This window comes from Cupriavidus nantongensis (assembly GCF_041726985.1).
Taxonomy (GTDB): Bacteria; Pseudomonadota; Gammaproteobacteria; order Burkholderiales; family Burkholderiaceae; genus Cupriavidus; species Cupriavidus nantongensis_A.
In genome coordinates this window covers 3220319-3245111 of record NZ_CP168303.1, presented here as the reverse complement: position 1 = coordinate 3245111, position 24793 = coordinate 3220319, and the positions used below count along the sequence as shown (strand labels likewise).

The window sequence follows — 24793 nt, the reverse complement described above, 5'->3', positions numbered from 1 at the left end:
ACATCGTATTAAAAGCGCCAACTTCGCTGCATCGTCTGCGTTCTAATCCGTACATGCCAACGTGATGACAAGGAGCAAGACATGCAACGCAATCACAAGCCGCAGATCCTGAAACAGTTCCTGGCCGCCTCGGCCGCGCTGCTGGTCGCCGGCGGCGCCTTTGCCCAGGCCAGCGCTCCCGCTGCACCGGGCGCAGCACCGGCCGGCAAGCCCGGCATGGACCACCACCACCGCCACCACGGCGGCGGCATGTGGATGAAGGCGATCGATACCGACGGCGACGGCGCCATCTCCAAGGCCGAGGCCGACGCGTGGTTCAACAAGCTCGACACCAACCGCGACGGCAAGATCGACAAGGCCGAGATGGACGCGCAGCGCAAGGCCGCCATGGCCGAGCACCACGCGCGCATGCAGGCCGCCTTCGACGAGAAATTCAAGGCCGCCGACAAGAACGGCGACGGCGCGCTGACCAAGGCCGAGGCCAACGCCGGCCTGCCGCGCCTGGCCAGGCGCTTCGACCAGCTCGACGCCAACCGCGACGGCAAGCTGACCCGCGATGAAATCCGCGCCGGCATGGAGAAGATGCACCGCGATCGCCCCCATCGCGGCGAGCGTGGCGAACGCGGCCCGCGCGGCCAGCCCGCCCCGGACAACCAGCCGGCGCCCGCCAACCCGGCGGCGCCGTCGACCAGCGGCGGCTGAGCGGTTCCAGGCAGCGCCGCCCGAGCGCCGCTGCCAGCATAGCGACCAAGCGCGCGAGCCTGAGGGCCGCGCGCTTTTTTTGTCCGTTCAGCGGTCAACGTGAACCGCTTCGGGACAGGAACGCACTGGCGCGGACGCAAACGCCCGTAGAATGCCGCTTCCCTGTTTGCCGGAACCTGCGCACCACCTCGCCCGTTCTCCGGTCAGCGCGCGTCCGCGACACCCGGCAGCGCCGCCAGACTGGGATTTGCCCGGCCCGAACGGCCGACGCGCGAGTGACCGATAAGGCCGTCCACCCCACAAAATCGGGCGCAGATCGGATGTAATTTCACAAAAAATTGCGTACTTGTGCACGGCTTGCTAAATTTGCGCAAAAAAATTGCCAATAAACATATTGCGGAGCAACAATATCGTGAGCAAGGTGGAGTTGGACAAGATCGACCGGAAGATCCTGGAAGTGCTGCAGACCAACGGCCGGTTGACCAACCTGGAGGTGGCCGAGCGCGTGAACCTGTCGCCCAGCCCCTGCCTGCGCCGCATCCGGCGGCTGGAAGAGATCGGCGTGATCCGGCAGTACGCGGCACTGCTGGAGCCCAACAAGATCGGGCTCGGCCTGCTGGCCTATATCAATGTGCGGCTGGAAAAGCATGGCGGGGCGCCCAAGGGCAAGGCCCCGCTGGACCTGTTCCGCGCCTCGATCGCGGTGTGGCCGGAGGTGGCGGCTTGCCATGCCATGACCGGCGAGATGGACCTGCTGCTCAAGGTCTATGTCGAGGACATGGAGCACTTTGCGCGCTTCATGCAGGAACAGTTGCTGGCGCACCCGTCGGTGATCGACGTGCGGTCGAGCTTCGCGCTGGAAAGCATCAAGGACACCACGGCGCTTCCGGTGGGCGGCGCGGCCTGAACGGCGCGGCCCGGGCCGGCAAAGCAAAACGGCGCATCGTTGCGATGCGCCGTTTTTGTCGATGCCGTGCGGACCGGGGTTCTCGCCGCTCAGGCGGTATGCTTCTGCGGCACCATGGTGCGCCAGAAGCGCAGGCCGAACCGGCGTGCGTCGCGCAGGTTGCGGCGCACCGCGTAGTCCAGGTCGGCGAGCTGCTCGTCGAGCGCCTCGCTCAGGCGGCTGGCGGTATCCGCCGGTGGCAGTTCCAGGTAGGCATCGGCTTCGCCGTAGGCATACTGGACCTTCATGCCGGCCTTCTTGGCGATATGCATCATCGCGGCGTTGCGCGACAGGCAGTGCATGTAAAGCGTGCGCACGCTGGTATTGCGGCCATGGATGGCGGCACGCTCGAACAGCGCGCTGCCGATGCCGCGGCCGCGCGCGCTGCCGGACACCGACACGCCGAACTCCGCCACGCGCCCCTGGGCGTTGTCGCGCAGGTTGGCGAAATGGCCGACGCCGATCAGCTCGAGCTTGTCGTCGTAGACGCCGAACACGCTGTCATGGTCGAAGTCGATGCTGTCGACATAGGCCTCGATCACGTGGTCGCCCACCGACTGGCCGAAACGGAGCAGGCGATCCTCCTCGCCCAGGGCGAGGAAATGCTTCAGCAAGCGCGAGCGGTGGTGGGCCGACAGTTCGCGCACCAGGACGGTGGCGCGTTGGGCGGCTTGGGCGGCTTCGGCTGCCTTGCGCAGATCTTCGTCGGTCAGTGCGCCGACGGCCTTGCTCAGTTCGAGCGGGTTCACGATGATTCCTTCCGGTGCTGTCAGATAAAAAATAGGCACTGCGGTGGTGTTTTTCCAGGCACTTTTCCCTGGAACCGCGAGACTCGGGGAAACACCAACTTGATGCAGCACGAAAAGTATTGTAGTGGAATTGTCAGTTTGACGTAAGCTTCCTGCGCCGCAGCAGAAACCCTTGCGGCCACACCGAGAAATAAAAGCCAGTAAAAACAACGATTTATAAAAATGTGATGAATTGTTGCGCGCCTTCAGGTGTGGATTTGGTGCAACGCGACAATTCATCGACGACCCGCGCCGGATTGTCCGATCACCCAGACCGCTCCAAACGTCATTCCATGAACGAGCCCCCCATCGTTGTGATCTACGCGCACCCGACGCCCAGCCGCTCGCGCGTGAACCGGCCGCTGGCCGACGCGCTGGACGCGCTGCCGCAGGTCCAGGTGCGTGACCTCTACCGCAGCTATGTCGACTACGACATCGATGTTGTCGCCGAGCAGCGCGTGCTGTCGGTGTCGGACACCATCGTGCTGCAGTTCCCGGTGCGCTGGTACAGCGTGCCGGCCCTGCTCAAGCTGTGGCTGGATGAAGTGCTCGAGCCGGGCTGGGCCTATGGCCCGGGCGGCACCGCGCTGCGCGGCAAGTCGCTGCTGATAGTGGTCAGCACCGGCGGCACGGCGGACGCGTACGGGCCGGAGGGCACGCATGGCCACCCGATCGCCGAATTCCTGCTGCCGCTGGAGCAGACCGCCCTGTTATGCGGCATGACGTGGCTGCCGCCGGTGGTGCTGCACGACGCTCACAATGCCGACGCCCAGGCGCTGGCCGACCATATCGCCCACGTCTGCGGGCGGCTGGGCACGCATCAGGCGCCGGCGGAGGTGCAGGCATGAACCAGCATGATTTCCTGATTGCGCTGCTGGTGTTCCTGGTGGCGGCGGTGGTGGCGGTGCCGCTGGCGCGGCGCGGCGGGCTGGGCGCGGTGCTGGGCTACCTGCTGGCCGGCGCGGCGATCGGGCCATTCGCGCTGCGCCTGGTGACCGATGTCGAATCGATCCTGCACTTCTCCGAGTTCGGCGTAGTGCTGATGATGTTCGTGATCGGCCTGGAGCTGGAGCCGCGCAAGCTGTGGGCGCTGCGGCGTAGCATCTTCGGCTACGGCGGCGCGCAGCTTGCCGCCTGCGCGCTGGTGATCGGCGTGGCTGCGGCGCTGGCCGGCGCATCCTGGCAGGTGGCGCTGGTGGCGGGGCTGGGGCTGGCGCTGTCGTCCACCGCGATCGCGCTGGCGACGCTGACCGAGCGCAACCTGTTCGGCACGCCGGCGGGGGCCGCCAGCTTTGGCATCCTGCTGTTCCAGGATATCGCCGCGATTCCGATGATCGCGCTGCTGCCGTTGCTGGCCACGCAAGGCGCCGAAGGAGCGGGCACCGGCGCGGCCGGCTGGCTGGCGGCGGGCAAGGCGGTGGCGGTCATCGGCGCGGTGGTGGCCGGCGGCCGCTACCTGGTGCGGCCGGCGCTGCGGTTTATCGCCCGCACCGACATGCGCGAGATGTTCACCGCCTTTGCGCTGCTGCTGGTGGTCGGCATCGCGCTGATGATGGACGCGGTGGGCTTGTCGATGGCGCTGGGCACCTTCCTGGCCGGCGTGCTGCTGGCCGATTCGGAATACCGTCACGCCCTCGAGGCCGACCTCGAGCCGTTCAAGGGCCTGCTGCTGGGGCTGTTCTTCATGGCGGTCGGGATGTCGATCGACTTTGCCGTGCTGGCGCGCTCCCCCTGGCTGGTGCTGGGCCTGGTGGCAGCCTTCGTGGTGGCCAAGACCGCGGTGCTGGCGCTGCTGGCGCGGCATTTTTCGATTGCCCGCGGCCAGCGCCTGCTGTTCGCGTTGCTGATCTCGCAGGGCGGGGAGTTCGCCTTCGTGGTGTTCGGCGTCGCCGGCGGCGCCGGGCTGCTGCCGCGCGAGACCGAGGCCTTGCTGGTGCTGGTGGTGGCGCTGTCGATGGTGGCCACGCCGTTGCTGCTGCTGGCCTATGACCGGCTGGTGGCGCCGCGCATCGGCGCCGGCAAGGCGCGGCCGGATGAAGTCATTACGCCGCAGCACAACCCGGTGCTGATCGCCGGCTTCGGGCGCTTCGGCCAGATCATCGGCCGCCTGCTGTACACCCAGGGCGTGGGCGTGACGGTGCTGGACCACGATCCGGACCAGATCGAATTCCTGCGCCAGTACGGCTTCAAGGTCTTCTATGGCGACGCCACCCGGCTGGACCTGCTGGAGGCCGCCGGCATTGCCGACGCGCGCATCCTGGTGGTGGCCATCGACAGCATGGACGACAGCCTGGCGCTGATCGACCGCGTGCGCGAGCGCTTCCCCGATCTGCAGATCTACGCCCGCGCACGCCATGTCTCGCATGTCTACCAGCTCAAGGACCGCGGCGTGCAGCTGTTCGAGCGCGAGATGTTCGAGGGCTCGCTGATGCTGGGCCGGCGCGTGCTGGAAGGGCTGGGCTTCGACCCCGGCGAGGCGCGCAACGTGGCGCTGCGGTTCCGCCGCCACAACATCGAGGCAATCGACCGCTTCTACCCGCACTACACCGACCAGAAGAAACTGGTCTCGCTGGCGCGCCAGGCGCGTGACGAGCTGGAAGAGATGTTCCGCCAGGACCGCGAGCAGCGGCGCCAGCGCGAAGAGGCCGAGTGGATGTAGGCGCGGTTTGGCCCGGCCTGCCCGCGCCCGGGCGGCTCAGCGCCCGGCGGCAGCGCGGCCGGGCAGGCCGCCTTCGAGCAGGTCGACCACCATCTCGGCGAAGTCGGCGTACGACAGCCGGCCGCCCGGCTTGAGCCAGGTGAAGGTCCAGTTGATCATGCCGAAGATGGTCATGGTCAGCGCGGTCTGGTTCTCGCGCGTGACGCGCTCCGGGTAGGCGCGGCGCAGCAGGCGCGAGAACGCCGCGACCACGTCGCGCTCGCGGCCCAGGATCAGGTCGCGCTGGGTCGCGGCCAGGAACTTGACGTCGTTGATCAGGGCGATATGGCGCGTCTGCGAGGTCTCGTACTCGGCCAGGAAGGCGCGGATCAGGTTGCCGAAGGCGTCCTTGTCGGTGCGCGCATGGCGCTCGGCGTCGGCTTCGACTTCGGTGACGAGCAGCATCAGCCGGCGCGTGTAGCGGTCCAGCAGGTCGAACAGGATCGCTTCCTTGCTCTCGTAATAGTGATACAGCCGGGCCTTGGAGGTGCCGCAGGCGGCGGCCAGGTCGGCCATCGAGGTGCTGGGGTAGCTGCTGTTGGCAAAGGCGGCGGCGGCCAGGTCCAGGATCTGCTCGCGCTGCGCCTCGAAATCGGGTGCCTTGGTACGGGCCATATATTCTTGTTTATTCGCCCCCGCCGCCGGCATGGCGGCGCAGCTCACAGGTATCGAGCGAGTCGGCGTTGCCGCGCAGCACCAGCTGACCCATGGCGATCAGCTCGCGGCAGCGCCAGAACACGAACCAGTCGCTGGCCAGCAGACCCTCGATCGCGCCCATCACGCTGCCGACCACCTGCGCCGCGGGGGTCCAGTCGGCCGGGGCGCGCTCCATGATGATGTCGTCGATGGTGCGGTAGGCCGCCGGCACCAGCGTGTTGCCCTTCCACAGCCGCACGTCGGCGTTTTCCTTGACGTTCTGCTGCCATTCGTAACCGAGTCGCCCCAGCCGCAGCACCGAGACCGGCGCGATGGTGGAGAAGCGCCGCGCCAGCCGCGCCGGCGAGTACATGCCGATCGCCGCCAGGTTGCCCTGCGCGGGCGTTTCCAGTTCGCGCAGGTCCATCGCGACCTCGTTGATCCGCTGCGGCGCCTGGTACAGGTGGAACACCACCCGGCGCAGCATCAGCTGGTCCGCCGCGCTCTGGCCGTGCCAGATCGCCACTTCCATGTCGTCCTGCCGCAGCGCCAGCAGCTGGTCCAGCGCCTGGCGCATCTCGGCGGCGAAGTCGATGTCGGTGTGCGGGGCGACGCGCTGCCAGAAGCCGGAGCGGATCATGCCGGTGCTGTCGATGTCCGCCAGCGGACCGACCGCCAGATCGTCGCGCAGCACCACGACAGGGTCCGGCCGCGCCGCCTGGGCCAGCGCCTGGCGCAGGGTCGTGCCTGCTACATCACCGTTGACGACGTGGATATATTGCATGGCCGTGATTGTATATGGGTGGGGCGGTTCGCTGGGGCCGCCGCGGCGGCGGCGCGACAGCTGCCCGCACCGCGCGCCTGATCACCCGCCTGCAAGCATCGCGCCAGCAGGGCGCTGCCTGCCGCCATTGTAGTCACGGCCTGTGCTGGCCAATGTCGGCGATTGTCTGACGACGCACGCGACGGCGTGCCGGGATCAGCGTTCGTCGTAGCTGACCACCACCCGCGGCGTCAGCGCACGTGCCTGGCAGGTGAGCACGAAGCCCTTGTCCATCTCCCAGGGCTCGAGCGTGTAGTTCTTTTCCATCTCGACCTTGCCTTCCAGCACCTTGGCCCGGCAGGTGCAACAGACGCCGCCCTTGCAGGCGTAGGGCAGGTCCAGCCCGGCGGCCAGCGCGGTGTCGAGCACGTTGGCGTCTTCCAGCGGCAGGCGCATGCTGTGCTGCTTGCCATCGAGCACCACCACCAGTTCCGCTGTGCCGGCATGGTCCGCGTGCGCGGCATGGGCGGCGGCGGGCTTGCGCCGGGTCGGTGCCAGCGGCACCCCGAAGCGCTCGGCGTGGATGCGGTGCGGGTCCAGGCCCGCATCGCGCAGCGCCGCCTCGACCTCGTCGATCATCGAGGCCGGGCCGCAGACAAAGGCCGCGTCGATGTCGTCGACCGGGATCAGCGTCTGCAGGAAGGCGGTCACGCGCGCATGGTCCAGCCGGCCGTGCAGCAGGTCGACCTCCTGCGGCTGGCGCGACAGCACGTGGTAGAGCGTGAAGCGCGCCAGGTACTGGTTCTTGAGGTCCTCCAGCGCTTCGGAAAAGATGATGCTGTCGACATTGCGGTTGCCATAGACCAGCGTGAAGCGGCTGTGCGGCTCGGCCTGCAGCGTGGTGCGGACCAGCGACAGCACCGGGGTGATGCCGCTGCCGGCGGCGAAGGCGACATAGTGGCGCGCGGCATTGGCGTCGAGCGGCACGTGGAAGCGCCCGTCCGGCGTCATCACGTCGATGACCTGTCCGGGGGCGATGGAATCGTGCAGATGGCTGGAAAACAGCCCGTCCTCCACCAGCTTGACCGCGACGCGCAACTCGCCGTGCGCGTCATAGTCCTGCACCGCCGAGCAGATCGAGTAAGAGCGCCGCAGGTCCTTGCCGTCGACCGGCGCCTTCAGCGTCAGGAACTGACCCTGCGTGAAGCGGTAGGCATCGCGCAGCGCGTCCGGAACCTCGAACGCGATCGAGATGGTGTCGGCGGTCTCGGGGCGCACCTGCGCCACGCGCAGCGGGTGGAACTGTGGAGTCATGGCAGCCTGGCTCGGCCCGGGGGCTCAGTAGGGTTTGAAATAGTCGAACGGCTCGCGGCAGTCCAGGCACCGGTACAGCGCCTTGCAGGCGGTCGAGGCAAAGCGCGAGATCTCTTGTGTATGGACGCTGCCGCAACGCGGGCAGGCCACGGCATCGGGCGCGCCGGCGCGCGCGGCGCGCGGCACGAAGCGCAGCGGCTGCGCCCCGGCCGGCGCATTGCACTGTCCTGGCGGCGCGATGCCGAACTCGCGCAGCCGCTCGCGCGCGGCTGCGGTGATCCAGTCCGTGGTCCAGGCCGGCGCCAGCACGGTGCAGATGCGCCACGGTGCCAGCCCGGCGCGGTCCAGTGCCTGGCCGATGTCCTCACCGATCTGCGACATCGCCGGGCAGCCGGAATAGGTGGGCGTGATGACGATCTCCAGCACGCCGTCCGGCGCGGCGATGACCTCGCGCAGGATGCCCAGTTCGCGGATCGACACCACCGGGATCTCCGGGTCCGGCACCGCCTCGAGCGCGGCCCACGCGCGCGCGACGCGCGCGTCGGTGGCGCCTGCGTTGTCCCCGTGATGGGAGGGAAGGGCGGTGACGTTCATGTGGATCGAGCCTTTGCGTTGAAGCTTGCGCTCACCAGTGTGCTTACCATTGCGCGTCCGGATGGGCCCGCGCCAGCCCCTGCATCTCGCCCAGCAGGTAGCTCATGTGTTCTGAATGCACGCCGTGCTTGCCGGCCGAGACAAAGCCGGTGGCTGGCGGCAATGCGAGCGTGGCCGCATGCAGCGTCTCGGCGACGGTGGCGTCCCAGGCCGGGCGCAGCGTGGCGGTGACCACGCCGATGCCCTGTGCGGCGGCCTCGCTTTCGACCGCGTCCTCCGCAAAACACTCGTTCATGTACGGCAACAGGTGTTCCAGCGCGCGCTGCATGCGCATGTGCGAGGCCTCGGTACCGTCGCCCAGCCGTACCACCCAGCCGGCAGCGTGGTGCAGGTGATAGCGCGCCTCCTTGATCGCCTTGGCGGCGATCGCGGACAGCTGTTCGTCCCGGCTGGCCTGCAAGGCCTGCCAGAGTTCGACCATCAGCGCGCTGTACAGGAAGTTGCGCACGATGGTGACGCCGTAGTCGCGTTCGGCGGCGGCGTTGCCCGCCAGCGGGCCGCGATGCGGCAGTTCCAGCAGCGTCCAGTTGCGGAACTCGCGTTCCGCGCGCCAGTAGGCGTAGTCATCCTCATGGCGGGGCAGGCCAGTCAGCTCGCCCTCGAGTTCGCCGGCGTGGCCATACAGCAGCCGCGCCTGGCCGATCAGGTCGAGGCTGATATTGGCCAGCGCGATGTCTTCTTCCAGCACCGGCCCATGGCCGCACCATTCGGCATTGCGCTGGCCGAGGATCAGGGCGTTGTCGGCCAGGCGCAGCACGTAGCGCAGCGCGGCGGTGCGCGCCGGCGGCAGGTGGTCGAGCGACGCAGGCACGGCAGGCTGTGGGGACGCGGTCATCGTGCGGGCCTTACATGTGGTTGACTTCGTCGGGCAGCTGGTAGAACGTCGGGTGCCGGTAGATCTTGTCCGCCATCGGGTCGAACAGCTCCGGCTTTTCCTCGGGCACGCTGGCGGTGATGGCCGCGGACGGCACCACCCAGATCGACACGCCTTCCTGGCGCCGCGTATAGACGTCGCGCGCCATGTGCAGCGCCTGCTGCGCGTCGGCCGCGTGCAGGCTGCCGCAATGCTTGTGTTCCAGGCCTTGCTTGCTGCGCACGAACACTTCCCACAGCGGCCATTCCTTGCGTTGCATCGTGGTCTCCTCGGCGATGTCAGGGGTCAGGCGGCAGCGCGACCGGCGCCGGATTCGCGTTCGGCCAGCTTGGCGGCGTGCGCCAGCGCGGCTTCGCGCACCCAGGCGCCGTCCTCGTGCGCCTTCACGCGGGTGGCCAGCCGTTCCTTGTTGCACGGGCCGTCGCCGTTGATCACCCGCCAGAATTCATCCCAGTCCAGCGGGCTGTAGTCGTAATGGCCGCGTTCGGCATTCCATTGCAGGCCCGGGTCCGGCAGGGTCACGCCGAGTACGCGCGCCTGTTCTACGGTGGCATCGACAAACTTCTGGCGCAGGTCGTCGTTGGAGATGCGCTTGATGCCCCAGGCCATGGTCTGGGCGCTGTTGGTCGAGGCCGCATCGGGCGGGCCGAACATCATCAGCACGGGGAACCACCAGCGGTTGACCGCGTCCTGCACCATCTCGCGCTGCGCGTCGGTGCCGCGCATCATGGCCAGCAGCGCGTCGAAGCCCTGGCGTTGGTGGAACGACTCTTCCTTGCAGATGCGGATCATGGCGCGCGCATACGGCCCGTACGAACAGCGGCACAACGGGATCTGGTTCATGATCGCCGCGCCGTCGACCAGCCAGCCGATCACCCCGACGTCGGCCCAGGTCAGCGTCGGGTAATTGAAGATCGACGAATACTTGGCCTTGCCGCTGTGCAGCGCATCGACCAGGTCGTCGCGCGAGGCATCGAGGGTCTCGGCCGCCGAATACAGATAGAGGCCGTGGCCGCCTTCATCCTGGACCTTGGCCAGCAGGATCGCTTTGCGCTTGAGCGACGGCGCCCGGCTGATCCAGTTGCCCTCCGGCAGCATGCCGACGATCTCGGAGTGCGCGTGCTGCGAGATCTGCCGCACCAGTGTCTTGCGGTAAGCCTGCGGCATCCAGTCCTGCGGCTCGATCTTGCCGTCGGCGGCCATGCAGGCATCGAACGCGGCCTGGCGGGCGGCTTCATCGGGGGGCGCGCTGGCCTGCGCTGCATCGGCGTGCTGGCCGGGCAGGTCAAGACTCTGCGTGTACATAGCGTCTCCTCTGGCGGGGCGCCGCGCCAATTCGGTCCGGCGCGGCTGGCCCTATTATATATAAGCCGACCGGTCGGTCAATTAAAGCGGGCACGCCCGCCGGTGGGTTTGCGTCGGCGCATGACGCCGGCTTCGCCCGATGTGTACTATCCAAGACAGGCGGCCACCGTGCCGCATCTCTCTTCCATCAATGGAGGTACGCTCATGACAAGCGCGGCATACAGCAAGATCGTGGTGGCGGTGGACGGCAGCAGCACGTCAGACCTTGCGGTTGACGAAGCCATTCGCGTGGCATCCCCCGGCGGCGCCACCGTGCTGGCGCTCTATGTGGTCGATACCGGCACGCCGATGTTCGACGCCGGCTACTACGATCCAAGCCAGTTGCAGAAGGCGTTCGAGGAAAGCGGGCAGCGCGCCCTGCAGGACGCCGCAAAGCGCCTGGCTGGGGCTGGCGTCACGCACGAAACCCAGCTCGTGACCGCGGCTGCGGTGCCTGGGGACATCGGTGCTTCCATCAATGAGGCCGCCCGCCAGTGGGGAGCAGACCTGCTGGTGATCGGCACGCATGGCCGGCGCGGCGTGCGCCGGCTGGTGCTCGGCAGCGTGGCCGAGGCGGTAATCCGCCAGTCCAACGTGCCGGTGCTGCTGGTGCGCGGCGAAGCGAAAGCCGATTGAAGCGCCACCCGTCCGCTGCTATTAGCCCGCAAAGCGGAAGTGGCCGCTGCGCAGGACGATTTCGCGCGCCTCGGTCAGCTCGAACAGGCTTTCGGCCAGGCGTTCGATGCGCTGGCGGTTATTGGTGAAGGCAGCCACCAGATCTTCCTCGCGCGGCGAGCGCGCGCCGAAATGGGCTTCGAGCGCTTCGGCTGTGACGGAATACAAGGTGGGACTGCCGTTGACCGTCGCGGGGCAGGACAGCGTCAGGCTGGCTGCACAGTAGGTGGGGAGGCTGCGAGGGAACGTGATGTCTGGCATGGCGTGCCTCGTGCTGGCGGCGGACGTATCCAATCAATATAGGCCAAGGCCGCATTCCGTAAAGCCTCGGGCCGAGCGGGGCCGTCCATACCATGTTTCCCTCGTCGCCAATGTTCCGCTGAACTGCCATGTCTTCGCCTTTGGGCCCTGTTGCTGCGATGCGGAAATCAGTCACGGCAGTGGCCGCATACAGGCGAAAAAAAACCCACGCAGGTTGTGCGTGGGTTGGAATCCACCGAGGTGGTGGAGGAGACAGACTTCACTATACATGCTTTGTTGCGACGCACCAAGTGCAATGTGTCAATGTACGACGATGAGCACATTACTGTTGTGACGATGCAACAAACCGCCAATCCTGGGGCGGGTCAGCGGAAAAGATATGCAGCGCCCACCGCACAAAAAATTCCGGCAACGTCCGCCACCAGCGCGCAGCCAAGCGCGTGGCGCGTATTGCGCACATTGATACTGCCGAAATAAACCGCCAGCACATAGAAGGTGGTTTCGGTCGACCCCTGGATAATCGCCGCCAGGCGCCCCTGGAACGAATCGACGCCGTAGGTCGTCATCACGTCGACCATTAACCCACGCGCACCCGCACCGGACAGGATCTTCATCAGGCCGACCGGTAGCGCCGGGACAAAGTCGGTGTTGACGCCCAGCATCGCAAAGCCCTGCATGAGCCAGCCCATCAGCACGTCCATGCAGCCCGCGGCGCGGAACAGCCCAATGGCGATCAGGATCGCGACCAGATAGGGAATGATCTGCACCGCGACGCCGAAGCCTTCCTTGGCGCCGTCGATAAACGCCTCATAGACGTTGACCCGGCGTAGCGCCCCGCAAATCAGGAAAAGGGTGATCAAGGACAGGATGAAGCCGGCGCCAGCCAGCGCCGTCACGGTGCCGACCTGCTCGGGCGGCGCATGCTGCAGCCACGCGAACATTGCCCCAAGCAACGCGAGCACCAGTCCGAACGTCACCAGCACCGCGGGCCGCAGCAGGTTGATCCGCTGCACCCATGCCACCGCGAGCAATCCGGCCAGGCAGGCGCCGCCTGTGGCAAGCAACGTCGGCAAAAAGATGTCGGCGGCGTTGAAGCCGACCAGGCCCTGCTTGACCGCGATGGCCTGGCGGATGGCGATGACCGAAGTTGGGATCAGCGTCAGCCCGGCAGAGTTCAGCACGATGAACATGATCTGCGCGTCGGTGGCGACGTCCGGGCGCCGGTTCAGCGTCTGCAGCTCGCGCATGGCGTTCAGGCCCAGCGGCGTGGCGGCGTTGTCTAGCCCGAGCAGGTTGGCCGACACGTTCATCATCATCGCGCCTTGTGCCGGGTGACCCTGGGGCACCCCGGGAAAGAAGTGCCGCAGCAGCGGGTTCACCAGCCGGGCAAAGGCGTCGACAACGCCGGCGCGCTCGCCGATCCGCATGATGCCCAGCCACAGGCTCATGACCCCGGCCAGCCCGAGCGCGATCTCGAAGGCGGTGCGGGCGCTGTCGAACAGGCTGCTCAGCATCGCCGGGAACACGGCGAGGTCGCCCTGGGCCACGCGGATACAGGCGGCGGAGAAGGAAATCAGGAAAAAGCCGAGCCAGACTACGTTCAGCGCCATCGGAAAATGGGGGGCGGGGAAAGGGAAAAGGGAAAGGGGAAATCGGAAAAGCGTGAAAACAAAGCCGGGAAGATCCCGGCACGTCGCGCAACTCAGTCGATCACGGCCCCGCGCTCGGCGAGCAACTCGCGCAGGACGGAGCGGTGGCAACGCGCCTCGTCCTCGCAATAGCAGCCCACCGAGAAATTGGTCTGGTGCGACAGCGCCGCCAGCAGGTCCAGCGTGCGGCTGGCGTCCGGCTCGGCCATTTCCTTGCGGAAATGCCGCACGAAGGCGCGCCATTGCTTGTCGTCGGTCGCATGCAGCGCCTGCGCGACCAGTTCGGGTGACGGCGAAAGCGCCGGATACCAGACATCATAGTAATCGCGGCTCGCAAACTCCGATTTGGGCACGCCCCGCGGCGGCCGGCGCACGGTCCCGACGCGGAGGCCCTCGTCGGCCGCGCGTGGTGTACCCAGTCTTACGATTCTGATGGTCATGAGGATCCCGGTTCGGCTCTGGCAGCCATGCAGGGTTGCGCGACGGTGTGCCTGGTTCGCTCCAGCCCCAGATCATGAATCATGGGGCTGCGGCTGACAAACTGGTGCTCCTTGCAGTGTTCATAGGGAGGGACTTTCCGCGTCACCGAATTATTTCGTGGAATCGCTTGCCAACCCCGCCGCGCTCGCTTACTATTCGCCCCCTCGCAACACAACGCGGTCCCTGCAAGGCAGGCACAGCAAGGGTTGCGGGGTTGGCCGGAAGGTTGGCGCAGCAAGGTTTGCAGCGCTGACGGCAGCAAAAAAGATTGCTGCAAACGGTTGACGAAACGAAGAAAGCTCTGCATAATCTCGTTTCTCTGCTGCAGACAACGCAGCGCGCTGAACGGCAAAGCCGGGCGGCGAAGTTCTTTAACAAACAAACAACCGATAAGTGTGGGCGCTGGGTAGCGGACGCCGCTGTCTCCGGACAGTGCTGCTTCAAGTTATACAGTGCTCGCACAGCAAAACGTGACTGGATCTTCGGATCTGGTCAGTCAGTTTTCTGAGAGTGAGCGACCGCTCGAAAGAGCGAGGGTCTTCGGACCCATACAGAGATTGAACTGAAGAGTTTGATCCTGGCTCAGATTGAACGCTGGCGGCATGCCTTACACATGCAAGTCGAACGGCAGCGCGGGCTTCGGCCTGGCGGCGAGTGGCGAACGGGTGAGTAATACATCGGAACGTGCCCTGTCGTGGGGGATAACTAGTCGAAAGATTAGCTAATACCGCATACGACCTGAGGGTGAAAGCGGGGGACCGCAAGGCCTCGCGCGATAGGAGCGGCCGATGTCTGATTAGCTAGTTGGTGGGGTAAAGGCCTACCAAGGCGACGATCAGTAGCTGGTCTGAGAGGACGATCAGCCACACTGGGACTGAGACACGGCCCAGACTCCTACGGGAGGCAGCAGTGGGGAATTTTGGACAATGGGGGCAACCCTGATCCAGCAATGCCGCGTGTGTGAAGAAGGCCTTCGGGTTGTAAAGCACTTTTGTCCGGAAAGAAATGGCCTGGGCTAATACCCTGGGTCGATGACGGTACCGGAAGAATAAGCACCGGCTAACTACGTGCCAGCAGCCGCGGTAATACGTAGGGTGCGAGCGTTAATCGGAATTACTGGGCGTAAAGCGTGCGCAGGCGGTTTGATAAGACAGGCGTGAAATCCCCGAGCTCAACTTGGGAATGGCGCTTGTGACTGTCAGGCTAGAGTATGTCAGAGGGGGGTAGAATTCCACGTGTAGCAGTGAAATGCGTAGAGATGTGGAGGAATACCGATGGCGAAGGCAGCCCCCTGGGACGTCACTGACGCTCATGCACGAAAGCGTGGGGAGCAAACAGGATTAGATACCCTGGTAGTCCACGCCCTAAACGATGTCAACTAGTTGTTGGGGATTCATTTCTTCAGTAACGTAGCTAACGCGTGAAGTTGACCGCCTGGGGAGTACGGTCGCAAGATTAAAACTCAAAGGAATTGACGGGGACCCGCACAAGCGGTGGATGATGTGGATTAATTCGATGCAACGCGAAAAACCTTACCTACCCTTGACATGCCACTAACGAAGCAGAGATGCATTAGGTGCCCGAAAGGGAAAGTGGACACAGGTGCTGCATGGCTGTCGTCAGCTCGTGTCGTGAGATGTTGGGTTAAGTCCCGCAACGAGCGCAACCCTTGTCTCTAGTTGCTACGAAAGGGCACTCTAGAGAGACTGCCGGTGACAAACCGGAGGAAGGTGGGGATGACGTCAAGTCCTCATGGCCCTTATGGGTAGGGCTTCACACGTCATACAATGGTGCGTACAGAGGGTTGCCAACCCGCGAGGGGGAGCTAATCCCAGAAAACGCATCGTAGTCCGGATCGTAGTCTGCAACTCGACTACGTGAAGCTGGAATCGCTAGTAATCGCGGATCAGCATGCCGCGGTGAATACGTTCCCGGGTCTTGTACACACCGCCCGTCACACCATGGGAGTGGGTTTTGCCAGAAGTAGTTAGCCTAACCGCAAGGAGGGCGATTACCACGGCAGGGTTCATGACTGGGGTGAAGTCGTAACAAGGTAGCCGTATCGGAAGGTGCGGCTGGATCACCTCCTTTCCAGAGGCTTGTGTCTCAAGCCTAGCGTTCACACTTATCGGTTTGTTTGCTGTTACAGCCAAGGGTCTGTAGCTCAGGTGGTTAGAGCACCGTCTTGATAAGGCGGGGGTCGTAGGTTCAAGTCCTACCAGACCCACCAAGTTATCCGAGGGGGGATTAGCTCAGCTGGGAGAGCACCTGCTTTGCAAGCAGGGGGTCGTCGGTTCGATCCCGTCATCCTCCACCACTACCTGGTAACTTTGGTTGGCCGCCAAATGCAAGCGCTTAAGACTTGAGCGTTTGCATTTGGCATTGCCAAGCGATCGCAAGATCGGCTGTTCTTTAACAATATGGGATGTAGTAAAGGTGTCGCGAGCGTTGATGAGACACTGCAGTACAAACGCGATACCGGGTTGTGATTGTATCAACCAAATGTATTTTAAAGTGATCGAAAGATGACTTGGAATACGGCACAAATGCGAGAACTCAACCTGTAGCGACTGTTTCGAGCGATCGAGACACACTCGTTATAGGGTCAAGCGAACAAGTGCATGTGGTGGATGCCTTGGCGATCACAGGCGATGAAGGACGCGGTAGCCTGCGAAAAGCTTCGGGGAGCTGGCAAACGAGCTTTGATCCGGAGATGTCCGAATGGGGAAACCCGGCCCGAATGGGTCATCCCACACTGAATTCATAGGTGTGGGAAGCGAACGCGGCGAACTGAAACATCTAAGTAGCTGCAGGAACAGAAATCAACCGAGATTCCCAAAGTAGTGGCGAACGAAATGGGAAGAGCCTTGTACTCTTTAGCAGTGGTGTTAGCAGAACGGGATGGAAAGCCCGGCCATAGCAGGTGATAGCCCTGTATGCGAAAACACGATTGTGGAACTAGGTGTACGACAAGTAGGGCGGGACACGTGAAATCCTGTCTGAAGATGGGGGGACCATCCTCCAAGGCTAAATACTCGTGATCGACCGATAGTGAACCAGTACCGTGAGGGAAAGGCGAAAAGAACCCCGGGAGGGGAGTGAAATAGATCCTGAAACCGCATGCATACAAACAGTCGGAGCCCTTTCGGGGGTGACGGCGTACCTTTTGTATAATGGGTCAGCGACTTACATTCAGTGGCAAGCTTAACCGGTTAGGGAAGGCGTAGCGAAAGCGAGTCCGAACAGGGCGTTGAGTCGCTGGGTGTAGACCCGAAACCAGATGATCTATCCATGGCCAGGTTGAAGGTGCGGTAACACGTACTGGAGGACCGAACCCACTAACGTTGAAAAGTTAGGGGATGAGCTGTGGATAGGGGTGAAAGGCTAAACAAATCTGGAAATAGCTGGTTCTCTCCGAAAACTATTTAGGTAGTGCCTCGTGTCTCACCTTCGGGGGTAGAGCACTGTCATGGTTGGGGGGTCTATTGCTGATTACCCCGCCATAGCAAACTCCGAATACCGAAGAGTGCAATCACGGGAGACAGACATCGGGTGCTAACGTCCGGTGTCAAGAGGGAAACAACCCAGACCGCCAGCTAAGGTCCCCAAATATAGCTAAGTGGGAAACGAAGTGGGAAGGCTAAAACAGTCAGGAGGTTGGCTTAGAAGCAGCCACCCTTTAAAGAAAGCGTAATAGCTCACTGATCGAGTCGTCCTGCGCGGAAGATGTAACGGGGCTAAGCTATATACCGAAGCTGCGGACGCACGCAAGTGCGTGGTAGGAGAGCGTTCTGTAAGCCTGTGAAGGTGTCTTGTAAAGGATGCTGGAGGTATCAGAAGTGCGAATGCTGACATGAGTAGCGATAAAGGGGGTGAAAGGCCCCCTCGCCGTAAGCCCAAGGTTTCCTACGCAACGTTCATCGGCGTAGGGTGAGTCGGCCCCTAAGGCGAGGCAGAGATGCGTAGCTGATGGGAAGCAGGTTAATATTCCTGCACCGTCGTATGATGCGATGGGGGGACGGATCGCGGAAGGTTGTCCGGGTGTTGGAAGTCCCGGTCCCTGTAGTGGAGAAGGCGCTTAGGCAAATCCGGGCGCGTAATTCAAGGCTATGGGGCGAGCGGCCTAGTGCTGCGAAGCAATTGGAAGTGGTTCCAAGAAAAGCCTCTAAGCTTCAGTCATACGAGACCGTACCGCAAACCGACACAGGTGGGCGAGATGAGTATTCTAAGGCGCTTGAGAGAACTCGGGAGAAGGAACTCGGCAAATTGGTACCGTAACTTCGGGATAAGGTACGCCCTGGTAGCTTGACTGGCCTGCGCCAGAAGGGTGAAGGGGTTGCAATAAAATGGTGGCTGCGACTGTTTAATAAAAACACAGCACTCTGCAAACACGAAAGTGGACGTATAGGGTGTGACGCCTGCCCGGTGCCGGAAGATTAAATGATGGGGTGCAAGCTCTTGATTGAAGTCCGGTAAACGGCGGCCGTAACTATAACGGTCCTAAGGTAGCGAAATTCCTTGTCGGGTAAGTTCCGACCTGCACGAATGGCGTAACGATGGCCACACTGTCTCCTCCCGAGACTCAGCGAAGTTGAAGTGTTTGTGATGATGCAATCTCCCCGCGGCTAGACGGAAAGACCCCATGAACCTTTACTGTAGCTTTGCATTGGACTTTGAACCGATCTGTGTAGGATAGGTGGGAGGCTTTGAAGCGTGGACGCCAGTTCACGTGGAGCCGTCCTTGAAATACCACCCTGGTTTGTTTGAGGTTCTAACCTTGGCCCGTGAATCCGGGTCGGGGACAGTGCATGGTAGGCAGTTTGACTGGGGCGGTCTCCTCCCAAAGTGTAACGGAGGAGTTCGAAGGTACGCTTGGTACGGTCGGACATCGTACCTAAAGTGCAATGGCAAAAGCGTGCTTAACTGCGAGACCGACAAGTCGAGCAGGTGCGAAAGCAGGACATAGTGATCCGGTGGTTCTGAATGGAAGGGCCATCGCTCAACGGATAAAAGGTACTCTGGGGATAACAGGCTGATACCGCCCAAGAGTTCATATCGACGGCGGTGTTTGGCACCTCGATGTCGGCTCATCTCATCCTGGGGCTGTAGCCGGTCCCAAGGGTATGGCTGTTCGCCATTTAAAGAGGTACGTGAGCTGGGTTTAAAACGTCGTGAGACAGTTTGGTCCCTATCTGCCGTGGGCGTTGGAATCTTGACGGGGGCTGCTCCTAGTACGAGAGGACCGGAGTGGACGTACCGCTGGTGTACCTGTTGTCTCGCCAGAGGCATCGCAGGGTAGCTATGTACGGAAGAGATAACCGCTGAAAGCATCTAAGCGGGAAACTCGCCTGAAGATGAGGATTCCCTGGAGGCTTGACCTCCTTGAAGGGTCGTTCGAGACCAGGACGTTGATAGGCTGGGTGTGGAAGCGCAGTAATGCGTTAAGCTAACCAGTACTAATTGCCCGTAAGGCTTGATCCTATAACCAGTGTGTTTCACACGGGTAGAGCGATCGCCTTGTGCCCCGATACACGCACAACCAACACTACATCCCGATTCGTGACGCTGTCCACAGACAGCGCCACCACCCCTCATGCCTGGTGACCATAGCGAGCTGGAACCACCCCTTCCCATCCCGAACAGGACCGTGAAACAGCTCCGCGCCGATGATAGTGCGGATTCCCGTGTGAAAGTAGGTCATCGCCAGGCTCTTATTGTGCAAAACCCCTCGACAGCGTGTGCTGCGAGGGGTTTTTGCTTTTCCGTCGTCCATTCGAGACGACGCCGGGTAAAGCTCCGCCAGGCCGTTTCAAAGCCGCCAGGAGCCGTCCTGAAAGCCCTATAGGGTGAGAACGCAGAAATCTAAACTGCGCTTGTGGGAGCGGTCAGGCAGCGCCAGACGCCACGCCGGAACGCCCTCCCGATTCCCTGGCAGCACAGCATCCGCAACGGAAAGTGCTTGACAGGAGCGGCGAGGAAGCCCATAATCGATAGTTCTCTGCGGAGAGGTGCCCGAGTGGCTAAAGGGGGCAGACTGTAAATCTGTTGGCTTACGCCTACGCTGGTTCGAATCCAGCCCTCTCCACCAGAATGCAAGACAGCAGCCGGCAACGCCGGTGAAGAAGCAGGAAAGACCCAGGCGGGTGTAGCTCAATGGTAGAGCAGAAGCCTTCCAAGCTTACGACGAGGGTTCGATTCCCTTCACCCGCTCCAGTCGCGCGGTTGCTGTCATAAAGTAGTACGTCTAGTTTCGCCCATGTGGCTCAGTGGTAGAGCACTCCCTTGGTAAGGGAGAGGTCGGCAGTTCGATCCTGCCCATGGGCACCAAATACCACGCACTGGCAATATCGCTACCGAGACAGGAGTCGCGAAATGGCAAAGGAAAAGTTCGAGCGGACCAAGCCGCACGTGAACGTTGGTACGATTGGTCACGTTGACCATGGCAAGACCACGCTGACCGCAGCGATCGCCACGGTGCTGGCAGCGAAGTTCGGTGGTGCGGCCAAGAAGTACGACGAAATCGACGCAGCGCCGGAAGAGAAGGCCCGCGGTATTACCATCAATACCGCCCACGTCGAATACGAGACGGCCAACCGCCACTACGCGCACGTTGACTGCCCGGGCCACGCCGACTACGTCAAGAACATGATCACCGGTGCCGCCCAGATGGACGGCGCGATCCTGGTGTGCTCGGCCGCTGACGGCCCGATGCCGCAGACCCGCGAGCACATCCTGCTGGCCCGCCAGGTTGGCGTGCCGTACATCATCGTGTTCCTGAACAAGTGCGACATGGTGGACGACGCCGAACTGCTCGAGCTGGTCGAGATGGAAGTGCGCGAGCTGCTGTCGAAGTACGAGTTCCCCGGCGACGACACCCCGATCATCAAGGGTTCGGCCAAGCTGGCGCTGGAAGGCGACAAGGGCGAGCTGGGCGAAGTGGCCATCATGAACCTGGCCGACGCGCTGGACAACTACATCCCGACGCCGGAGCGTGCCGTTGACGGTACCTTCCTGATGCCGGTGGAAGACGTGTTCTCGATCTCGGGTCGCGGCACCGTGGTGACCGGCCGTATCGAGCGCGGCATCATCAAGGTCGGCGAAGAAATCGAAATCGTCGGTATATCAAGCCGACCGTGAAGACCACCTGCACCGGCGTGGAAATGTTCCGCAAGCTGCTGGACCAGGGCCAGGCTGGCGACAACGTCGGTCTGCTGCTGCGCGGCACCAAGCGTGAAGACGTCGAGCGCGGCCAGGTGCTGTGCAAGCCGGGTTCGATCAAGCCGCACACCCACTTCACCGGCGAGGTGTACATCCTGTCGAAGGACGAAGGCGGCCGTCACACCCCGTTCTTCAACAACTATCGCCCGCAGTTCTACTTCCGTACCACCGACGTGACCGGCTCGATCGAGCTGCCGGCGGACAAGGAAATGGTCATGCCGGGTGACAACGTGTCGATCACCGTCAAGCTGATCGCCCCGATCGCCATGGAAGAAGGCCTGCGCTTCGCCATCCGCGAAGGTGGCCGTACCGTCGGCGCCGGCGTCGTGGCAAAGATCCTCGACTAAGCTGTTCGATAGCGAATGCGGCACCAACCGGCCGCATTCGTTGCCAGAGGGGTTGGCGCAAGCGTCGACCCCGAAGTTGTTTTAGGGGTATAGCTCAACTGGCAGAGCGTCGGTCTCCAAAACCGAAGGTTGGGGGTTCGATTCCCTCTGCCCCTGCCAAATCAATCAGCCGCGTCGCGAGGAGCAATCGTGACGCGGCTTAGTCTCGTTTGCGAAACATGGCCAATCCCAATGTTGAAACCGTGAATGCCAGCAGCGGCAAGTGGATGCTCGGCGTCGCGGTGCTGCTGGTGGTTGCCGGCGTCATCGGTTTCTATGCACTCGCACAGCAACCGTCTTATGTACGTGGCGCTGCGCTGTTCGGCGGTATTGCACTGGGCGTCGTCGTTGCACTGGTGTCTGCACCGGGCAAGGACTTCATTGGGTTCGCCAAAGAGTCGTATCGGGAAGTTCGCAAAGTCGTCTGGCCGACGCGCAAGGAATCCGGGCAGATGACGGGACTGGTCTTCGTCTTTGTCGTCATCATGGCACTGTTCCTGTGGTCGGCGGACAAGCTCATCGAGTGGATCGTGTTTTCGCTCGTACTGGGCTGGAAATAAGAGGTAGCACATGACGGATAACGCTCAGCAGGAAACCACCGCGCCGGAATCGCCTTCGTCGAAGAAGCGCTGGTATGTCGTGCATGCCTACTCCGGGATGGAGAAGAGCGTGCAACGCGCGCTGCAGGAGCGCATCGAGCGCGCCGAGATGCAGGACAAGTTTGGCCGCATCCTGGTGCCGTCCGAAGAAGTCGTGGAAATCAAGGGCGGCCACAAGTCGGTCACCGAGCGTCGTTTCTTCCCCGGCTACGTGCTGGTGGAAATGGAAATGACCGACGAGACCTGGCACCTGGTGAAGAACACCAGCAAGGTTACCGGTTTCGTGGGCGGTGCCCGCAATCGCCCGAGCCCGATTTCGCAGCGCGAGGTCGACAAGATCATGACCCAGATGCAGGAAGGGGTCGAGAAGCCGCGTCCCAAGACGCTGTTCGAAGTGGGTGAAATGGTGCGCGTCAAGGACGGCCCGTTCACCGATTTCAACGGCAACGTCGAAGAAGTGAACTACGAGAAATCGCGCTTGCGTGTCTCGGTCACCATCTTCGGGCGCGCCACGCCGGTCGAGCTCGAGTTCGGCCAGGTCGAGAAGGTTTAAGGAATTTGCCGGTTGTCGGCCGCAAGGTCGGCAACGGGCAGCGGCAGCGCTCCAGGGCGCTGCCAAAGAGGAGCGTGAGGCCGTGCCACCGGTGCGGCGACAGCGCGTTACGACTCAACAGGATCGCAACCCCTTCGTGGAGCGGTCCGGATTGGAGTAGAGATGGCCAAGAAGATCATTGGCTTTATCAAGCTGCAGATTCCGGCTGGTAAGGCAAATCCCTCCCCGCCCGTTGGTCCCGCACTGGGTCAGCGTGGTCTGAACATCATGGAGTTCTGCAAGGCGTTCAACGCCCAGACCCAGGGTATGGAACCCGGTCTGCCGGTGCCGGTGGTGATTACCGCCTTCGCCGACAAGAGCTTCACCTTCGTGATGAAGTCGCCGCCGGCGACCGTGCTGATCAAGAAGGCAGCCGGCATCACCAAGGGTTCGCCGAAGCCCCACACCGACAAGGTTGGCAAGATCACCCGCGCCCAGGCTGAAGAAATCGCCAAGGCCAAGAACGCTGACCTGACCGCCGCCGACCTGGACGCCGCCGTGCGTACCATCGCCGGTTCGGCTCGTTCGATGGGCATCACCGTGGAGGGTCTGTAAATGGCTAAGGTTTCCAAGCGCGTCGCCGCCAACAAGGCGAAGATCGAGCGTACCAAGTTCTACCCGATCGACGAGGCCCTGGGCCTGGTGAAGGGCTGCGCCTCGGCGAAGTTCGACGAGTCGATCGACGTGGCCGTGCAACTGGGCATCGACGCCAAGAAGTCGGACCAGGTCGTGCGTGGTTCCGTGGTGCTGCCTGCCGGTACCGGCAAGTCGGTGCGCGTGGCCGTGTTCGCCCAGGGCGACAAGGCCGAGGCCGCCAAGGCCGCCGGTGCCGACATCGTCGGCATGGAAGACCTGGCTGAGCAAGTCAAGGCCGGCAACCTGAACTTCGACGTCGTGATCGCCTCGCCGGACACGATGCGTATCGTCGGTACGCTGGGCCAGATCCTGGGCCCGCGCGGCCTGATGCCGAACCCGAAGGTCGGTACCGTGACCCCCGACGTGGCCCAGGCCGTGAAGAACGCCAAGGCCGGTCAGGTCCAGTTCCGTGTCGACAAGGCCGGTATCATCCACGCCACCATCGGCCGCCGTTCGTTCGAAGACGCCGCGCTGAAGAGCAACCTGGCGGCGCTGCTGGACGCGCTAGTCAAGGCGAAGCCGGCCACCAGCAAGGGGGTGTACCTGCGCAAGGTCGCGGTTTCGTCGACCATGGGCGTTGGCGTGCGTGTCGACCAAGCTACGCTGGCAGCCTGAGCTGACGGCACATTGCTGACCGGAACCCGATAACACCGGTCGGCAAGCAAGAATTGAAGACCCTGGCCAATGGCGAGGGTCGTCTCCGGACCGCAAGGAAAGGAGCAAGGCTTTGGGCAGTGGTGCCGTGTTCGATGCGCAAGCATCGGCCGTACCGCTGGTTATCAAAGACCGCTGGTGTTCTTGTCCGCGGCAGCAGGGCGGAAAGGGCTTAATCGGTCGGTGCAGAGCGCAGGCGCTACGCCTGTGCGACGTTTTCCGGCCAGCCAGCGCAGATGGCGCACCCGAAGGGATTGATGAAGCCGGGCCTCGACCCGGATGATTCGGGCCAATCGGACGCCGTTCGTTTGTGCTGACGTGAAGGCTCCGGTATGCCGGAGACCCAGCGTCATTTTGGAGCTTAACCGTGCCACTCAATATTGAAGATAAGAAGGCCGTCGTTGCTGAGGTCTCGGCGCAAGTCGCCAAGGCCCAGACCATCGTCGTCGCCGAATATCGCGGCATTGCGGTTGGCGATCTGACCAAGCTGCGTGCTACCGCTCGCCAGCAAGGCGTGTACCTGCGCGTTCTGAAGAACACGCTGGCCCGCCGTGCCGTCGAAGGTACGCCGTTTGCAGGCCTCGCAGAGCAGATGACCGGTCCGCTGATCTACGGTATTTCCGAAGATGCAGTGGCCTCGGCCAAGGTTCTGAACGACTTCGCCAAGACCAACGACAAGCTGGTCCTGCGCGCCGGGTCGTATGACGGCAAGGTTCTCGACGCTGCCGCCGTGAAGGCGCTGGCCTCGATCCCGAGCCGCGACGAACTGATTGCTCAGCTGCTGGGCGTGATGCAGGCACCGGTGTCGGGCTTCGCCCGTCTGCTGGCTGCTCTGGCCGCCAAGAAGGCAGAAGGTGCTCCCGCGGAAGCGGAAGCTGCCAGCGCCTAAGGCAATCCAGGCCGCGCATCGCAAGATCGCATTAC

The 24793-nt window shown here is 63.0% G+C and carries 21 protein-coding genes, 6 tRNA genes, 3 rRNA genes and 1 pseudogene; 20 read left to right on the top strand and 11 right to left on the bottom strand.

The window, feature by feature from the left end:
- The first annotated feature begins 81 nt into the window (after positions 1-81).
- Positions 82-702: an EF-hand domain-containing protein gene (locus ACEI37_RS26335; RefSeq protein WP_373378737.1), complete on the top strand. Its 621-nt coding sequence runs from the start codon at positions 82-84 to the stop codon at positions 700-702.
- Between the two features lie 412 nt (positions 703-1114).
- Positions 1115-1609 (top strand): Lrp/AsnC family transcriptional regulator, encoded by a 495-nt coding sequence (locus ACEI37_RS26330; RefSeq protein WP_010813460.1) that lies wholly within the window; start codon positions 1115-1117, stop codon positions 1607-1609.
- 89 nt (positions 1610-1698) lie between these two features.
- Here the strand turns inward: ACEI37_RS26330 and ACEI37_RS26325 are convergent, their stop codons facing one another.
- Positions 1699-2397, bottom strand: coding sequence for a GNAT family N-acetyltransferase (locus tag ACEI37_RS26325; RefSeq protein ID WP_116338098.1), 699 nt, complete (start codon positions 2395-2397; stop codon positions 1699-1701).
- 332 nt (positions 2398-2729) lie between these two features.
- On the opposite strand from ACEI37_RS26325, the gene ACEI37_RS26320 reads away from it, so the two are divergent.
- Together ACEI37_RS26320 and kefC are read left to right on the top strand one after the other, a co-directional pair.
- Positions 2730-3284 carry an NAD(P)H-dependent oxidoreductase gene (locus ACEI37_RS26320; protein WP_373378736.1) on the top strand — a complete coding sequence of 185 codons (555 nt, stop codon included), beginning with the start codon at positions 2730-2732 and terminating at the stop codon, positions 3282-3284.
- Entirely contained in the window at positions 3281-5095 is a 1815-nt protein-coding gene (gene kefC, locus ACEI37_RS26315) for a glutathione-regulated potassium-efflux system protein KefC (RefSeq protein ID WP_373378735.1), read from the top strand. Before ACEI37_RS26320 ends, kefC begins: the two co-directional genes overlap by 4 nt.
- Before the next feature lie 36 nt (positions 5096-5131).
- Here the strand turns inward: kefC and ACEI37_RS26310 are convergent, their stop codons facing one another.
- From ACEI37_RS26310 to paaA, 7 genes are all read right to left on the bottom strand, one after another.
- Complete coding sequence (locus ACEI37_RS26310) at positions 5132-5749, bottom strand: TetR/AcrR family transcriptional regulator (protein WP_373378734.1); 618 nt, start codon at positions 5747-5749, stop codon at positions 5132-5134.
- A gap of 10 nt (positions 5750-5759) precedes the next feature.
- Positions 5760-6554, bottom strand: a complete 795-nt coding sequence (locus ACEI37_RS26305) for a DUF1835 domain-containing protein (protein WP_092316566.1) — start codon at positions 6552-6554, stop codon at positions 5760-5762.
- Between the two features lie 195 nt (positions 6555-6749).
- A complete protein-coding gene (paaE, locus tag ACEI37_RS26300; RefSeq protein ID WP_373378733.1) occupies positions 6750-7847 on the bottom strand; it encodes a 1,2-phenylacetyl-CoA epoxidase subunit PaaE in 1098 nt (365 codons plus the stop codon).
- A 24-nt stretch (positions 7848-7871) separates the two neighbouring features.
- Positions 7872-8441 (bottom strand): 1,2-phenylacetyl-CoA epoxidase subunit PaaD, encoded by a 570-nt coding sequence (paaD, locus tag ACEI37_RS26295; RefSeq protein ID WP_373378732.1) that lies wholly within the window; start codon positions 8439-8441, stop codon positions 7872-7874.
- A gap of 43 nt (positions 8442-8484) precedes the next feature.
- On the bottom strand, positions 8485-9336 hold the full coding sequence (gene paaC / locus ACEI37_RS26290) for a 1,2-phenylacetyl-CoA epoxidase subunit PaaC (protein ID WP_373378731.1): 852 nt from the start codon (positions 9334-9336) through the stop codon (positions 8485-8487).
- A 10-nt stretch (positions 9337-9346) separates the two neighbouring features.
- Entirely contained in the window at positions 9347-9634 is a 288-nt protein-coding gene (gene paaB / locus ACEI37_RS26285) for a 1,2-phenylacetyl-CoA epoxidase subunit PaaB (protein WP_012354162.1), read from the bottom strand.
- A gap of 26 nt (positions 9635-9660) precedes the next feature.
- Positions 9661-10680 carry a 1,2-phenylacetyl-CoA epoxidase subunit PaaA gene (gene paaA / locus ACEI37_RS26280; protein WP_115678830.1) on the bottom strand — a complete coding sequence of 340 codons (1020 nt, stop codon included), beginning with the start codon at positions 10678-10680 and terminating at the stop codon, positions 9661-9663.
- A gap of 204 nt (positions 10681-10884) precedes the next feature.
- Between paaA and ACEI37_RS26275 the strand changes: the two genes are divergently transcribed.
- Complete coding sequence (locus tag ACEI37_RS26275) at positions 10885-11355, top strand: universal stress protein (RefSeq protein ID WP_373378730.1); 471 nt, start codon at positions 10885-10887, stop codon at positions 11353-11355.
- 21 nt (positions 11356-11376) lie between these two features.
- Here ACEI37_RS26275 and ACEI37_RS26270 read toward each other — a convergent pair whose 3' ends face one another.
- The 3 genes from ACEI37_RS26270 to ACEI37_RS26260 all read right to left on the bottom strand — a co-directional run bounded on the left by ACEI37_RS26270 (position 11377) and on the right by ACEI37_RS26260 (position 13744).
- Positions 11377-11655 carry a DUF1488 domain-containing protein gene (locus ACEI37_RS26270; RefSeq protein WP_018006086.1) on the bottom strand — a complete coding sequence of 93 codons (279 nt, stop codon included), beginning with the start codon at positions 11653-11655 and terminating at the stop codon, positions 11377-11379.
- 365 nt (positions 11656-12020) lie between these two features.
- Positions 12021-13265 (bottom strand): nucleoside recognition domain-containing protein, encoded by a 1245-nt coding sequence (locus ACEI37_RS26265; protein WP_373380321.1) that lies wholly within the window; start codon positions 13263-13265, stop codon positions 12021-12023.
- A gap of 92 nt (positions 13266-13357) precedes the next feature.
- Entirely contained in the window at positions 13358-13744 is a 387-nt protein-coding gene (locus ACEI37_RS26260) for a DUF488 domain-containing protein (RefSeq protein ID WP_115681339.1), read from the bottom strand.
- Positions 13745-14343: 599 nt separating this feature from the next.
- On the opposite strand from ACEI37_RS26260, the gene ACEI37_RS26255 reads away from it, so the two are divergent.
- The 15 genes and pseudogenes from ACEI37_RS26255 (at position 14344) to rplJ (ending at position 24758) form a co-directional block, all read left to right on the top strand.
- Positions 14344-15875, top strand: a 16S ribosomal RNA gene (locus ACEI37_RS26255).
- Between the two features lie 62 nt (positions 15876-15937).
- Positions 15938-16014 (top strand) — tRNA-Ile (locus tag ACEI37_RS26250).
- An 11-nt stretch (positions 16015-16025) separates the two neighbouring features.
- Positions 16026-16101, top strand: a tRNA-Ala gene (locus tag ACEI37_RS26245).
- A gap of 286 nt (positions 16102-16387) precedes the next feature.
- Positions 16388-19265, top strand: a 23S ribosomal RNA gene (locus tag ACEI37_RS26240).
- A gap of 115 nt (positions 19266-19380) precedes the next feature.
- A 5S ribosomal RNA gene (gene rrf, locus ACEI37_RS26235) occupies positions 19381-19493 on the top strand.
- The 16S, 23S and 5S rRNA genes sit together here with 5 tRNA genes alongside, the layout of an rRNA operon.
- 293 nt (positions 19494-19786) lie before the next feature.
- Positions 19787-19872, top strand: a tRNA-Tyr gene (locus ACEI37_RS26230).
- Positions 19873-19923: 51 nt separating this feature from the next.
- Positions 19924-19997: transfer RNA gene (locus ACEI37_RS26225), tRNA-Gly, on the top strand.
- Between the two features lie 39 nt (positions 19998-20036).
- A tRNA-Thr gene (locus ACEI37_RS26220) sits at positions 20037-20111 on the top strand.
- A gap of 45 nt (positions 20112-20156) precedes the next feature.
- A pseudogene (tuf, locus tag ACEI37_RS26215) lies at positions 20157-21349 on the top strand (elongation factor Tu).
- 83 nt (positions 21350-21432) lie between these two features.
- Positions 21433-21508, top strand: a tRNA-Trp gene (locus tag ACEI37_RS26210).
- Positions 21509-21567: 59 nt separating this feature from the next.
- Positions 21568-21948 carry a preprotein translocase subunit SecE gene (gene secE, locus ACEI37_RS26205; RefSeq protein WP_116383749.1) on the top strand — a complete coding sequence of 127 codons (381 nt, stop codon included), beginning with the start codon at positions 21568-21570 and terminating at the stop codon, positions 21946-21948.
- A 10-nt stretch (positions 21949-21958) separates the two neighbouring features.
- Complete coding sequence (nusG, locus tag ACEI37_RS26200) at positions 21959-22540, top strand: transcription termination/antitermination protein NusG (protein WP_010810468.1); 582 nt, start codon at positions 21959-21961, stop codon at positions 22538-22540.
- A gap of 162 nt (positions 22541-22702) precedes the next feature.
- Positions 22703-23134, top strand: coding sequence for a 50S ribosomal protein L11 (rplK, locus tag ACEI37_RS26195; protein ID WP_010810467.1), 432 nt, complete (start codon positions 22703-22705; stop codon positions 23132-23134).
- The gene (rplA, locus tag ACEI37_RS26190; RefSeq protein WP_012354153.1) at positions 23135-23830 is read left to right on the top strand and encodes a 50S ribosomal protein L1; all 696 of its coding nucleotides are present in this window, start codon (positions 23135-23137) and stop codon (positions 23828-23830) included.
- A gap of 406 nt (positions 23831-24236) precedes the next feature.
- Positions 24237-24758 carry a 50S ribosomal protein L10 gene (rplJ, locus tag ACEI37_RS26185; protein WP_373378729.1) on the top strand — a complete coding sequence of 174 codons (522 nt, stop codon included), beginning with the start codon at positions 24237-24239 and terminating at the stop codon, positions 24756-24758.
- The last annotated feature ends 35 nt before the right edge of the window (positions 24759-24793 follow it).